At 69.6% G+C, this 12468-nt stretch carries 9 protein-coding genes; 6 read left to right on the forward strand and 3 right to left on the reverse strand.

Translation table 11 applies throughout. The annotated features are described in order from the left end of the window. Position 1: 1 nt before the first annotated feature. Positions 2-1648: an FAD-dependent monooxygenase gene (locus tag WS70_RS13835; RefSeq protein ID WP_059598217.1), complete on the reverse strand. Its 1647-nt coding sequence runs from the start codon at positions 1646-1648 to the stop codon at positions 2-4. 127 nt (positions 1649-1775) lie between these two features. On the opposite strand from WS70_RS13835, the gene WS70_RS13840 reads away from it, so the two are divergent. Then, positions 1776-3620, forward strand: a complete 1845-nt coding sequence (locus WS70_RS13840) for a tetratricopeptide repeat protein (protein WP_059598216.1) — start codon at positions 1776-1778, stop codon at positions 3618-3620. 389 nt (positions 3621-4009) lie between these two features. Here WS70_RS13840 and tcuC read toward each other — a convergent pair whose 3' ends face one another. Both tcuC and WS70_RS13850 read right to left on the reverse strand, forming a co-directional pair. Continuing rightward, positions 4010-5305, reverse strand: coding sequence for an MFS transporter (gene tcuC / locus WS70_RS13845; protein WP_059598215.1), 1296 nt, complete (start codon positions 5303-5305; stop codon positions 4010-4012). A gap of 364 nt (positions 5306-5669) precedes the next feature. Next, on the reverse strand, positions 5670-7004 hold the full coding sequence (locus WS70_RS13850) for a gamma-glutamyl-gamma-aminobutyrate hydrolase family protein (protein WP_059598214.1): 1335 nt from the start codon (positions 7002-7004) through the stop codon (positions 5670-5672). A 572-nt stretch (positions 7005-7576) separates the two neighbouring features. Between WS70_RS13850 and WS70_RS13860 the strand changes: the two genes are divergently transcribed. The 5 genes from WS70_RS13860 (at position 7577) to WS70_RS13875 (ending at position 12467) form a co-directional block, all read left to right on the forward strand. Further along, the gene (locus WS70_RS13860; RefSeq protein ID WP_059470246.1) at positions 7577-8953 is read left to right on the forward strand and encodes an amidase; all 1377 of its coding nucleotides are present in this window, start codon (positions 7577-7579) and stop codon (positions 8951-8953) included. 102 nt (positions 8954-9055) lie between these two features. After that, entirely contained in the window at positions 9056-9565 is a 510-nt protein-coding gene (locus WS70_RS13865; RefSeq protein WP_010105562.1) for a disulfide bond formation protein B, read from the forward strand. Positions 9566-9925: 360 nt separating this feature from the next. After that, positions 9926-10351, forward strand: coding sequence for a hypothetical protein (locus WS70_RS31555; RefSeq protein WP_059470235.1), 426 nt, complete (start codon positions 9926-9928; stop codon positions 10349-10351). Between the two features lie 17 nt (positions 10352-10368). After that, a complete protein-coding gene (gene xdhC / locus WS70_RS13870) occupies positions 10369-11400 on the forward strand; it encodes a xanthine dehydrogenase accessory protein XdhC (RefSeq protein ID WP_059470234.1) in 1032 nt (343 codons plus the stop codon). Between the two features lie 41 nt (positions 11401-11441). After that, positions 11442-12467, forward strand: a complete 1026-nt coding sequence (locus WS70_RS13875) for an adenosine deaminase (protein ID WP_059598213.1) — start codon at positions 11442-11444, stop codon at positions 12465-12467. Position 12468: the final 1 nt, after the last annotated feature.

Consider the following 12468-nt stretch of genomic DNA (forward strand, 5'->3'; position numbering starts at 1 on the left):
GTCAAGTCTCGAGCCGCATCCCCGAGAACCATGTCTCGCAATGGCGCAGCAACGCGTCCGTGTCGGCCGCCGGGCGGCCGCGCGCGGCGACGTAGCCGTCCGGCCGCAGCAGATAGAACACCGGCCGCGTGCGCCCATACGCGTCGCTCATGAGCGGCGCGCCTTCACCTTCCGCATCCGTCACGCGCCAGCAGCGCACCGCGCCCGGCATGATCCGCTCGAGCGCGTCCGCGAGCGCGCGGCCGTCTTCCCCCGGATCCGACGGCAATGTGTCGTCGATGTCCGCGCGCGGTTCGAGCACGAGCAGCGTGAAATGCGCGGGATCGTGCAAGTCGAAGAGGCGCGCGACGCCGGGCGCCTTGCCGAGCGGCCCGTCGAGCACGTGCACGAGCGCGTCCGGCGCACGCTCGCCCGCGCGCGGCCCGCCGTCGAACGCGCGCTCGAGCGTAAGCGGACTCTTCCGATACTGGATCGCGAGCTCGCTGACCGTGCGGCGCGCCGCGTCCCGCAGCGGCCCGAACGACGCGAGAATCGGCACGACATGCTCGCGCAACAGCTTGAGCGGCCCGCGGTCCGCCTCGACGACCTGCGTCGCGAAGTTCGTCTGCCGCAGCACGTCGCGTTCGATCGGATGGCGCTCGGCATGGTAGGTGTCGAGCAGACGCTCGGGCGCATTGCCGGCAAGCACCCGCGCGAGCTTCCAGCCGAGATTGAACGCCTCCTGGATGCCCGTGTTCATCCCTTGCGCGCCCGCCGGGCTGTGCACGTGCGCCGCATCGCCCGCGAAGAACACGCGCCCGTGACGCAGCTTCGCGACCATCCGGCTGTGCAGATGAAAGTACGACGACCACGCGAGATCGCCGATCTTCAGTTCGGGCGTCACGCGCGCACGCACGACGTCGCGGCACAGCTCGAGCGACGGCCCGTGCTCGTCATCGAGCGCGCCGTTGCGCGGCGGGCGGTCCGCGACGAGCCGGTAGCGGCCGCTACCCATCGGAAACAATCCGGCAAGGCCGTCGCCCGTCGCGAACAAATGAATCTCATCGTCCGGCCAGTCGGCGCCGACGTCGAGATCGGCAAGCATGAACGTCTGCTCGAGCGCATGTCCGACGAAATCGACGTCGAGCAGATGCCGGACTGTGCTGTGCGCGCCGTCCGCCGCGACGACATACGACGGCTGCATGCTCTCCTCCCAGCCTTCGTCGTGGCGCAGCCGGACGTCGAGCGCGCCTTCCGGATCGGTGCAGCGCGTGAGCGTCACGCCGCGCTCGACGTCGACGCCGAACGTCGCGAGATGCTCGGTCAACAGCCGCTCGGTGACGGTCTGATCGAGAAACAGCAGATACGGATAGCGCGTTTGCAACGGATCGAAGTCGAGCTCGGCGATGCGCTGCCCGCCCGAATACAGGATCGCGACGCGCGCGCGATGCCCGAGCTCGACGAACCGCTCGACGACGCGCTGCTGCTCGAAGAGCTCGAGCGTTCTGGCCTGGATGCCGATCGCGCGCGAATAGCGCGCGGGCTGCGCCGCCTTGTCGACGATCCGCACCGGCACGCGGGCGCGCGCGAGGCAGAGCGCGGCGGCGAGCCCGGTCGGACCCGCGCCGACGATCAGGACGGGAGGAGTGGCGAGCGGAACGACTGCCATAAAGACCTCGTCGATACGCAACATCCGCAGTCTACGCCCGCCGCCCCGCCGCATCCATAGCGCGGCCGAAACGGCCGCCGCCGTCCGAGGTATGGGAAAATGCGAAGTTTCTCGCTTGACTCGCGTCATGGAATCCGCTTTCGACCGCGCATTTGCCGCACACCGCGCAGGCCGGCTCGACGATGCCGAACACGGCTATCGGGCAGCGCTCGCGGCCAACCCCAACGACGCCGATGCGCTGCACCTGTTCGGCGTGCTGCGCCATCAGCAGGGCCGGCACGAAGAAGCGGCCGATCTCGTCGGCCGCGCTGTCGAGTTGCGCCCGAACGACGCCGCGCTGCAGCTGAATCTCGGCAACGCGCTCAAGGCGCTCGGCCGGCTCGACGACGCGATCGAGCGCTTTCGCAACGCGCTCACGCTCGCGCCGGCGTTCCCGCTCGCGCACTACAACCTCGGCAACGCTTACGCGGCGCAGGAGCGCCACGACGACGCCGTCGACGCGTTCGAGCGCGCGCTCGCGCTCGCGCCCGGCGACGCGTCGATCCACAACAACCTCGGCAACGCGCTCAACGCGCTCGGCCGGCATGACGACGCGCTTGCGGCGTTCCGCCGCGCGCTCGAGTTGCGTCCCGGCCACGCGGGCGCGCACAACAACCTCGGGATGGCGCTCGCCGCGCTCGGGAAGACCGACGAAGCGGTCGCGCATTTTCGCGCGGCGCTCGCCGCCGAGCCGCGCTTCGTCGCCGCGCATTTCAATCTCGGCAACGCACTCGACGCGGTCGGCCGGCATGCGGAGGCGCTGCCCGCGTTCGAATCCGCGCTCGCGCTGCAGCCGCGCTTTCCGCTCGCGCTGTTCAGTTTCGCGAACGCGCTCGCGGCGCTCGGCCGTCATCGCGACGCGCTGCCGCATTACGAGCGCGCGGTCGGACTCGATCCGTCGTTCGCGCTCGCGTGGCTCAACCTGGGCACCGCGCACCATGCGCTCGGCGCGCACGAGATGGCGCTGCGCGCGTTCGATCAGGCACTGCGGCTCGATCCCGCGCACTCGCTCGCGCAAATGCACCGCGCGGTCACGCTGCTCACGCTGCGCGACTTCGCGCGTGGCCTGCCCGCGTACGAAGCGCGGCATGCGTTGCCGGGCGCCGCGCCGCTCGGGCCGCTGCCGCGCTGGCAAGGCGAGCCGATCGGCGACCGCACGCTGCTCGTGCGCGCCGAGCAGGGTTTCGGCGATACGCTGCAGTTCGTGCGGCTCGTCCCGCTCGTGCGCGAGCGTTGCGCACGCTTGATCCTGCAGGTCCAGCCGGCGCTGCTGCCGCTCGTCGAGCCGATGGCCGCGCGCTGGCGCGTGAACGTCATATCCACCGACGCGGCGAGAACGCCAGCCGCCGACCTCGTCTGCCCACTCCTCAGCCTGCCGTTCGCGCTCGGCCTCGAATACGACGCGATCCCGTCGCCCACGCCGTATCTCGACGTGCCCGACGCGGCGCGGCGCCGCTTTCGCGGCTCGCTCGGCGGACAGGCGAAGCGCAAGTTTGGGATCGCGTGGTCCGGCAGCGCGCAAGTGCAGGAAAACCGCGCGTTGCCGCTCGATGCGCTCGCGCCGCTCTTCGCGCTCGCCGACGTCGACTGGATCGCGCTGCAGCCGGCGCTGTCGGACGCCGAGCGTGCGGCGCTCGATGCGCATCCGCATGCGGCGCGCATCCATCGGTTCGACGGCCTCACCGATTTCGCGGCGACGGCCGCGCTCGTCGATCGGCTCGACGGCATCGTATCGATCGACACGGCGGTCGCGCACCTCGCGGGCGCGCTCGGCAAGCCGCTGTGGCTGATGCTGCCCGTCGCCGCCGACTGGCGCTGGAGCACGGGCGACGACAGCCCGTGGTATCCGCACGCGCGGCTCGTCAGGCAGTCGGAGCCGGGGCGTTGGGAAGACGTGGTCGCGACGGTCGCGGGCGAAATCGCGCGCGGCTGACGGAGGGCGGTCGCGCGTTCGTGCGTGCGCTGTTCGTCCGGGCTTCGTGTCGGCGAATCGTCGCACGGCCACGGTGCGGTGCTGTCGAACGTTCTCGCCTTCTCGCCTTCTCGCCTTCTCGCCTTCTCGCCTTCTCGCCTTCTCGCCTTCTCGCCCCTGAGCCCCTGAGCCTCTGAGCCGCCGAGCCATCAGCGCATCGAGCCTTCAAACCGCAACGTCATCGATGTCGCACCTTCACGCCGGCACGCCCTGCCACCACATGTTCCGGCGACGCCGCACCGCCCCGTCACCACGGCGCACCGCCTCGCCAAAACAAAAAACGGAGCGCCGAACGCCCCGTTTTTTCGCTTCGTCCGCCGCAGCCCGCTTGTGCCGAGCTGCTCGTCCGCTCAAGTCGTCTTGTACTGACCGCGCGCTTCCGGCGACCGGTACAGCACGAGCGTCGCGATCAGCCCGCAGATCGCCGCGAGGCCCAGCCAGAGGCCCGGCGCCGCCTTGTTGCCGGTCTCGTGGATCAACAGCGTCGAGATCGCCGGCGTGAAGCCGCCGATCGTCGTCGCGAGGCTGTACGCGAGCGAGAAGCCCGCTGTGCGCACGTCGACCGGCATCGCTTCGGTCAGCGCGACGACCATCGCGCCGTTGTACGAGCCGTAAAGGAACGACAGCCACAGCTCGACCGACAGCAGCCGCAGGAACGACGGCGATGCGACGAGCCACTGCATCGCCGGATACGCGGTCAGGATCGTGAGCGCCGTGAACGCGATCAGCACCGGACGGCGGCCGATCCGGTCGGACAGCGCGCCCGACAGCGGCAGCCAGACCAGGTTCGACAGCCCGACGCAGACGGTCACGACGAGCGCGTCGATCGCCGACAGATGCAGCACCTCCTTGCCGAACGTCGGCGTGTACGCGGTGATCATGTAGAACGACACCGTCGTCATGATGACCATCCCCATGCCCGCCAGCACGATGCCCCAGTTTTCGAGCATCGACTTCATGATCTCGCCCATGCCCGGACGGTGGCGCTTCGCGAGGAACTCGTCGGTTTCCTTCAGCGAGCGGCGGATCAGGAACAGAAACGGGACGATCAAGCAGCCGATCAGGAACGGAATGCGCCAGCCCCACGACGTCATCTGCTCGACGGGCAGCGCGCGGTTCAGCAGCACGCCGACGAACGCGGCAAACACGACGGCCACCTGCTGGCTGCCGGACTGCCACGACGTGTAGAAGCCCTTGTTGCCCTTCGTCGCGATCTCCGACAGATACACCGACACGCCGCCCAGCTCGACGCCCGCCGAGAAGCCCTGCAGCAGCCGTCCGAGCAGCACGAGGATCGGGGCGAGGACGCCGATCGTCGCGTAGCCCGGAATCGTCGCGACGGTCAGCGTGCCGAGCGCCATCAACGCGAGCGTCAGGATCAGGCCCTTGCGGCGGCCGTGATGGTCGATGTACGCACCGAGCACGATCGCGCCGACGGGACGCATCAGGAAGCCCGCGCCGAACACCGACAGCGACAGCATCAGCGACGCGAACGCGTTGCCGTTCGGAAAGTAGGTCTTGGCGATCGCGGATGCGTAGTAGCCGTAGACCATGAAGTCGTACATCTCCAGGAAGTTGCCGCTGACGACGCGGAACACGGTCTTGGCCTTGGATTCCTGCTGAACTGCGGGGGACGCTGTAGACATGTCTCTCTCGATAAGGCTGCGCCGCGGCCACCCAGGCGGCCGCGGCGCGTATCACATCGTGTTTCTTGCCCCGGCGCGCCAGGGGCGGTGCAGATCGATGATGCGCTGCACAGCGCTCGCCATCTTACTGCGAACGACGACGGGATGCGTCAAAGCGTCGCTTGCGAAGTCATCCGAAAGGAATCTGAAAACCAGTGGATATCCCGGGGCTTTTCCGCCAGTTCGTGCGGACGATGCGCCGTCGCATTGCGCCGTTGCGAGATCGCGCGACAGGATGCCGACGCTCCGGACGCCAAACGAACGACGGGCCGCACCTCGGTGCGGCCCGCCATTCTTCCTGCGCCGATTTCGTGTCGCGCGCCGGTTACAGCCGCGTCTCGCGCGCCGCTCTCAGGAACGTGTCGAGAAGCGGCGTGCAGTCGAGCAGCTCGGGGCCGCCCGCACGATGGAACTCCGGGTGCCACTGGACGCCGACGACGAACGGCGCGCGGCGATAGCGGATCCCTTCGATGATCCCGTCTTCCGCCGATACCGCTTCGATGTTCAGATCGCGGCCGATATCGCGGATCGCCTGATGGTGGATCGAGTTGACGATCGCCTCGCGGCGGCCGGGGAACATGTTCGCGAGCGTCGAGCCGTCCGGAAAGCGGATCGCGTGCCGATGCTGGTCGTAGTGTTCGCTCACGTGCACGCCCGCCGTCGGCACGTCGCTCGCGATGTCTTGATAGAGCGAGCCGCCGAACGCGACGTTGATGAGCTGGCAGCCGCGGCACACGCCGAGCACCGGCTTGCCCGACTCGATGAACTCGTGCAGCAGCTCGAGCTCGTACATGTCGCGCACGCGATCGCCGGGCCACTCGGGGCGCGCGTCGGCGGCCGCGTAGGTCTGCGGCGACACGTCGGCGCCGCCTTGCAGCAAGAGGCCGTCGAGATGCTTCGCGTAGTCGCGCAGCCGGATGTTGCTCGGATGCAGCATCCCCTGATGGCCGACAGTCGGAATCATGAACACGAGCACGTTGCGCGACATCACCCAATGCGCGATCGATTCCTCCAGATACTGCAGCGTCTTGCCACGCAGCCCGGGCGCACCCGGCTCCGGATGGAAGATGCGCGCCGACACGCCGATGCGCAGCGTGCGCTGCGTGATCCGCTGGCCCGCGCGGTCGAACAGCCGGCGCGCACGCGCGGCAACGATCCGGCCGAACACCGACCACGGCGTGTCGCTTTGTTTCAGGTAGGCGGGCGGCGCGGGCGAAGCGGCGCTCGCGGGCGGCGGACGCGGCGTCTCGAAATCGGGTTGCGCGCCGAAGCCGGGCGGCGGCGAGCCGTTCTTGGCCGTGGCCGCCGTGGTGCCGGACATCGATGCGCCGGCTCCAGTCGCGCCGGAGGATACGGCGCCGGCTGCGGCCGAACCGGACGCCGCCGCGGCTGCGGCCGGCTGCGCGGCCCCACCGCCCGCAGCGACGCCGGGCGCACCCGGCTCGGCGATCGTGTCGGTCGGCGCGGCGCCGGGATCGCCGACGTCCTGCGCAGCCGCGATCTGCGCGGCGAACGCGTCGACGTGGACGGTCGCGCCCGCTGATGGCTTGTCGGAAACGGTGGACGGCGAAGAGTCCGAGCCGGCGTGGCCGGAAGACGTCGCGACGGAAGGGGAAGCAGAACCGGACTGATCGGCTCTTGCGGACGTGTTTTCGCTCATGACGGAGGTCTGGCGCGTCGGTCACGCGGAGAATCAACAAGAATTCATTATCCTTCAGTACACGATCGGCGGCAAACCGACAGAATTTCGTCAGTATTGTTGCAATGCTGTGTCGAATGCGTGTCGATGCCCGTTGCCATCGCGCGACATCGTGCATTTTTCGGCGTACGAAGCGGCGCGCGGCCGCATGACAGGCGCGTCGGCGCGGCAGGACGAGCACCGTTCGGGCGCTTCGGCCCCGTGCTCAGCTCAAACGTGATATCGACGGCCGGCGACAAGCATGAGCAATCGTGCACGAGCGTCGTTGGCGTATCCCAACGATTCCGCTCACGAATCAGCGTCCGACGCCGTTTCCGACCGCGCCCGATCCGGCATCCCGCCGCTTCGGCGCGCGGCGATCCGCGCATTCCACGCAACGAGCCGACGCACGCCGCCCCCTCGCCCTCGCGCCGCAACGCTGTTCTACAATGCCCGAACCCGGCCGCCGCGTCCTGACGTTCGCGGCTGCGCCACGCACCGTGCCGAGCCGCTTCGCGCGGCACGTCGCCAACCCAATCGAACCCGATACCGCCATGACCACGTTCGCCCCCTTCCCGCCGCTCGCCCGGCTCGCCGCCGATCTCGCCGCCGGAGCGACGACGAGCCGCGCGCTCGTCGAAGCCGCGCTGGAACGGATCGCCGATCCGGCAGGCCAGGGCGCGATCGCGTTCACCGAGGTCGATGCACAAAGCGCGCGCGCGGCCGCCGACGCGCACGACCGGCTGCGCGCGGCAGGCACCGTGTTGTCGCCGCTCGCGGGCATTCCGGTGTCGGTGAAGGACCTGTTCGACATCGAGGGCCAGGTGACGCGCGCCGGCTCGCGCGTGCTCGACGACGCGCCGCCCGCGAACGTCGACGCGATCGCCGTCGCCCGCCTGAAGCGCGCGGGCGCCGTGCCCGTCGGCCGCACGAACATGAGCGAGTTCGCGTTCTCGGGCCTCGGCCTGAATCCGCACTTCGGCACCCCGCGCTCGCCGTACCGGCGCGGCGTACCGGGCGACGAGCGGATCGCGGGCGGCTCGTCGTCGGGCGCGGCCGCATCCGTCGCGGACGGAATGGCGGCCGTCGCGCTCGCGTCCGACACGGGCGGCTCGATCCGGATCCCCGCCGCGCTCTGCGGGCTGACGGGCTTTAAGCCGACCGCGAGCCGGATTCCGAAGCAAGGCGGCGTGCCGCTGTCGACGACGCTCGATTCCTTCGGCCCGATCGGCGTGTCGGTCGCATGCTGCGCGCTCGTCGACCGGATCCTCGCCGGCCTCGAGCCGCACGTGCCCGCCGCGCGTCCGCTCGAAGGCGTGCGGCTCGGCGTGCTGACGAACTATGTGACGGACGGCGTCGACGCACACGTCGCGGCGTCGCTCGACGCGGCGCTCAAGCACCTGGAAGCGGCGGGCGCGATCGTGTCGGAAGCGCGCTTCGCGCCGCTCGAGCGGCTGCCCGACATCAACCGCTTCGGCTTTTCGTCAATCGAGGCGTACGCGTGGCATCGCCCGCTCATCGCGCGCCATCGCGACGCGTACGACCCGCGCGTGCTCGCGCGGATACTGAAGGGCGAGCCGGCGAGCGCCGCCGATTATCTCGATCTCGTCGCCGCGCGCGCAGCGCTCATCGACGAAGCGGCGCGCACCGTATGGCAGCGCTTCGACGCGCTCGTCGCGCCGACGGTTCCCGTCGCGCCGCCGCGCATCGACGAGCTCGAGCGCGACGACGACGCGTTCACGCGCACGAACGCACTCGTGCTGCGCAACCCGAGCGCGTTCAACTTCCTCGACGCGTGCGCGCTGTCGCTGCCGTGCCATCCGCGCGATACGGCGCCCGTCGGCCTGATGCTCGCCGCCGCGCCGCACCACGACGACGCGCTCCTCGCGATCGGCCAGGCGGCCGAGGCCGTGCTCGCGACGATCCGCTGACGCCGCCCGAGCGCTCGACGCCGCGCCGTCGGAATACGACGCGGCGTTCGCGTTAAAATCCGACGATTCATTTTCCCGACCGCTCGAAGGAATGCCGTTTCGATGAACAACCTGACGCTCTCGCTGCGCCGCGAACGACGACTGCTCGTGCTGCTCGGCCTCGTATGCCTCGCGCTCCTGGCCGGCGCGCTGTACCTGCAATATGTGAAGAACGAGGATCCGTGCCCGCTTTGCATCATCCAGCGCTATTTCTTCCTGCTGATCGCGATATTCGCGTTTCTCGGCGCGGGCATGACGAGCGGCGCCGGCATCGCGATGTTCGAAGCGCTCATCGTGCTGTCGGCCGCCGCGGGCGTCGGCACCGCCGCGCGCCACCTGTACGTGCAGATGAACCCGGGCTTCAGCTGCGGCTTCGATGCGCTGCAGCCGATCGTCGACAGTCTGCCGCCCGCGCACTGGCTGCCGGGCGTGTTCAAGGTCGCCGGGCTGTGCGAGACCGTCTATCCGCCGATCTTCGGCATTCTGCTGCCCGGCTGGGCGCTGATCGCGTTCGTGCTGATCGTCGTACCCGTCGCGGTGAGCCTGCTGCGCCACCGCGGCCGGCTGCGCTGACGTCCGCTGCGCGGCCGCGAAGCGGCGGGCGATCCCGCCCCGCCGCCGCCGTCGCGCACGTTTCAGGCCGCTTCGCCCGCCGCGCCGACGCAGCGGGCTCGTGCGGGCGCCGCGTCGGCTTCCCCAATCGGCCGCAAACCGCGCAGCGCGACGGTTTCCCGCCGCCCGGCAACTTCGGCCCGGCGCGCGAATCCTATGTGCATCATGATCGCCGCCGAATAGCCCGCATCATCGCCACGCCATACCGCCGCATTTTTGCGGTGCTATCTTCGTTTCCGGATGGCGATCTACGTGCGCGTGGCGGGAGCCTCTCGACCCAGCGTAACGCGCGCCTGATCCGCAATGTCCCGTGGATTCGCCATGACAACGCAAACCATCCGCATTTCCCGCCGCGGCCTCGTCCGCGCCGCCCCGCGCGACGACACGCGAGGCGTCCGGCCTGCCGACGACGCGCATCGCGCCCGTTCGCCGCGAATCCGAACGTTCGACGTCAGCCGATGCGTCGCGCATGCGACGCGCGACACCACTCGCCTTTGCCGGGTTTTCGGCGCGTGCCGCATCGACTTTGGCGACCGGGCTAACGGCATCAGCTTCCCGTTCCGCGTGCCGCGGCCTTCCGCTGCGATTCCGCGATCGCTGCACCGCGGCACGAAGCGCCGCTGCGTTATCGCCGCAGCCGCCCCTCGACTGACGCCGCACGCGACGAATCTCGACACCGCCCGCGCCACACGAGCGCGACGCGTCATCCACGCGGCAACCGCCGCCCGCCCGGCCGTCACGGTCTGATTCTGGAGAAGCGCCGGATGGAAACCTGGCTCACCGACCTGCAGCATCTGCTCGCCCGCGGCGACGCGGCCGTCCTCGTGACGGTCGCACGCGTCGACGGCTCCGCGCCGCGCGACGCGGGCACGAAGATGCTCGTCACGCGTGACGCCGCGCGCCATACGATCGGCGGCGGCCATCTCGAATGGAAGGCGATCGAGATCGCACGACAATTGCTCAAGGAAGGCGCGCGCGCGCCGCACGCGCGCCGGCTCGAGCGGCTCGCGCTCGGCCCGAGCCTCGGCCAATGCTGCGGCGGCGCGGTCATGCTCGCATTCGAGCGGCTCGACATCGCCGACCTCGGCTGGGTCACGTCGCTCGCGAAGCGCACGGCGGCGGGCGCGCCGACTGTGCGCAGCGTATCGTTCGGCCCCGACCCCGACGCGGTGATGCTGAGCGAGCCCGAGCCAGGCGCCGCGCGCCCCGACTGCCTGCTGTGGGACACGGGCGGCGCGGCGCTGTTGACCGAGACGATCGCGCCACGCGCGTTCTCGGTCGTGCTGTTCGGCGCCGGGCATGTCGGCGCGGCGCTCGTGCGCGTGCTCGCGACGCTGCCATGTCACGTGCGCTGGGTCGACGAGCGCGACGCGCAGTTCCCGCCGCCCGACTCGCTCGCGGGCATCCGCAACCTCGCGCTCGACGCGAACGATGCCCCCGACGAAGCGGTTGACGAAGCGGAGCCCGGTGCGTACTTCGTCGTGATGACGCACAATCACGCCCGCGATCTCGAGCTCGCGCACCGGATCCTCATGCGCGGCGACTACGCGTACTTCGGGATGATCGGCTCGCGCACGAAGCGGATGCAGTTCGAGCATCGGCTCGCCGCGCGCGGGATCGATCCGCTGCAGATCGCGCGGATGCAATGCCCGATCGGCGTGCCCGGCATCGTCGACAAGGCGCCCGAGGCCATCGCGATCGCGGTCGCCGCACAGATCCTGCAGACCGTCGATGCACGGCGCGCGCACGAGCATCCGGCCGCGTCGCCTTCGCCATCCGGCACCGGCGCGTACTGAATCGCCGTCATTCAAACCAAGATGCGACAACCGATACCACAATGACCCCGACACTCAAAGACAAGATCGCCCGCGCGCCGAAGGCGGAGCTGCACATCCACATCGAAGGCTCGCTCGAGCCCGAGCTGATCTTCAAGCTCGCGCAGCGCAACGACGTGAAGCTCGCGTACGATTCGATCGACACGCTGCGCGCCGCGTACGCATTCGCGGATCTGCAGTCGTTCCTCGACATCTACTACGCGGGCGCGAGCGTGCTCCTCACCGAGCAGGACTTCTACGACATGACGGCCGCGTACGTCGAGCGCGCGCTCGCCGATCACGTCGCGCACGCGGAGATCTTCTTCGATCCGCAGACGCACACCGAGCGCGGCGTGCCGATCGAGACGGTCGTCGCGGGCATCGATCGCGCGCTCGCCGACGCCGAGCCGCGCGGCTTCTCGAGCAAACTGATCCTGTGCTTCCTGCGCCACCTTTCGGAGGAAGATGCGCTCGCGACGTTCGAAGCGGCGCTGCCCCTCTTCGACCGCTATGCGCATCGCCTGATCGGCGTCGGCCTCGACTCGTCCGAGCGCGGCAATCCGCCGTCGAAGTTCGCGCGCGTGTTCGACAAGGCGCGCGAGCGGGGCCTCAAGCTCGTCGCGCACGCGGGCGAGGAAGGCCCGCCCGAATACGTGACGGAAGCGCTCGACGTGCTGAAAGTGGATCGCGTCGATCACGGCGTGCGCAGCTCGGAAGACGCGGCGCTCGTCGCGCGCCTCGCGAGCGCGAAGATCGCGCTCACCGTCTGCCCGTTGTCGAACCTGAAGCTCCGCGTGTTCGACGACCTGACGAAGCACACGCTGAAGGACCTGCTCGATCGCGGCGTCGCGGTGACGATCAACTCCGACGATCCCGCGTATTTCGGCGGCTACGTCAATGAAAACTACTTCGCGACCGTCGACGCGCTGAAGCTTGGCGACGAAGACGTCTACACGGTGATCAGGAACGGCTTCGAAGCGTCGTTCGTGAACGCCGGCGACCGCGCGGCGCTGATCGCGAAGCTCGACGCGCACTGGCACGCGGCCTGAC

Origin of the sequence: Burkholderia mayonis (genome assembly GCF_001523745.2) — a bacterium.
Classification (GTDB): domain Bacteria; phylum Pseudomonadota; class Gammaproteobacteria; order Burkholderiales; family Burkholderiaceae; genus Burkholderia; species Burkholderia mayonis.

Coding starts and splice junctions, on each gene's coding strand:
- WS70_RS13835 (WP_059598217.1), bottom strand. CDS start 1,648: ATGGCAGTCGTTCCGCTCGCCACTCCTCCCGTCCTGATCGTCGGCGCG.
- WS70_RS13840 (WP_059598216.1), top strand. CDS start 1,776: ATGGAATCCGCTTTCGACCGCGCATTTGCCGCACACCGCGCAGGCCGG.
- tcuC (WP_059598215.1), bottom strand. CDS start 5,305: ATGTCTACAGCGTCCCCCGCAGTTCAGCAGGAATCCAAGGCCAAGACC.
- WS70_RS13850 (WP_059598214.1), bottom strand. CDS start 7,004: ATGAGCGAAAACACGTCCGCAAGAGCCGATCAGTCCGGTTCTGCTTCC.
- WS70_RS13860 (WP_059470246.1), top strand. CDS start 7,577: ATGACCACGTTCGCCCCCTTCCCGCCGCTCGCCCGGCTCGCCGCCGAT.
- WS70_RS13865 (WP_010105562.1), top strand. CDS start 9,056: ATGAACAACCTGACGCTCTCGCTGCGCCGCGAACGACGACTGCTCGTG.
- WS70_RS31555 (WP_059470235.1), top strand. CDS start 9,926: ATGACAACGCAAACCATCCGCATTTCCCGCCGCGGCCTCGTCCGCGCC.
- xdhC (WP_059470234.1), top strand. CDS start 10,369: ATGGAAACCTGGCTCACCGACCTGCAGCATCTGCTCGCCCGCGGCGAC.
- WS70_RS13875 (WP_059598213.1), top strand. CDS start 11,442: ATGACCCCGACACTCAAAGACAAGATCGCCCGCGCGCCGAAGGCGGAG.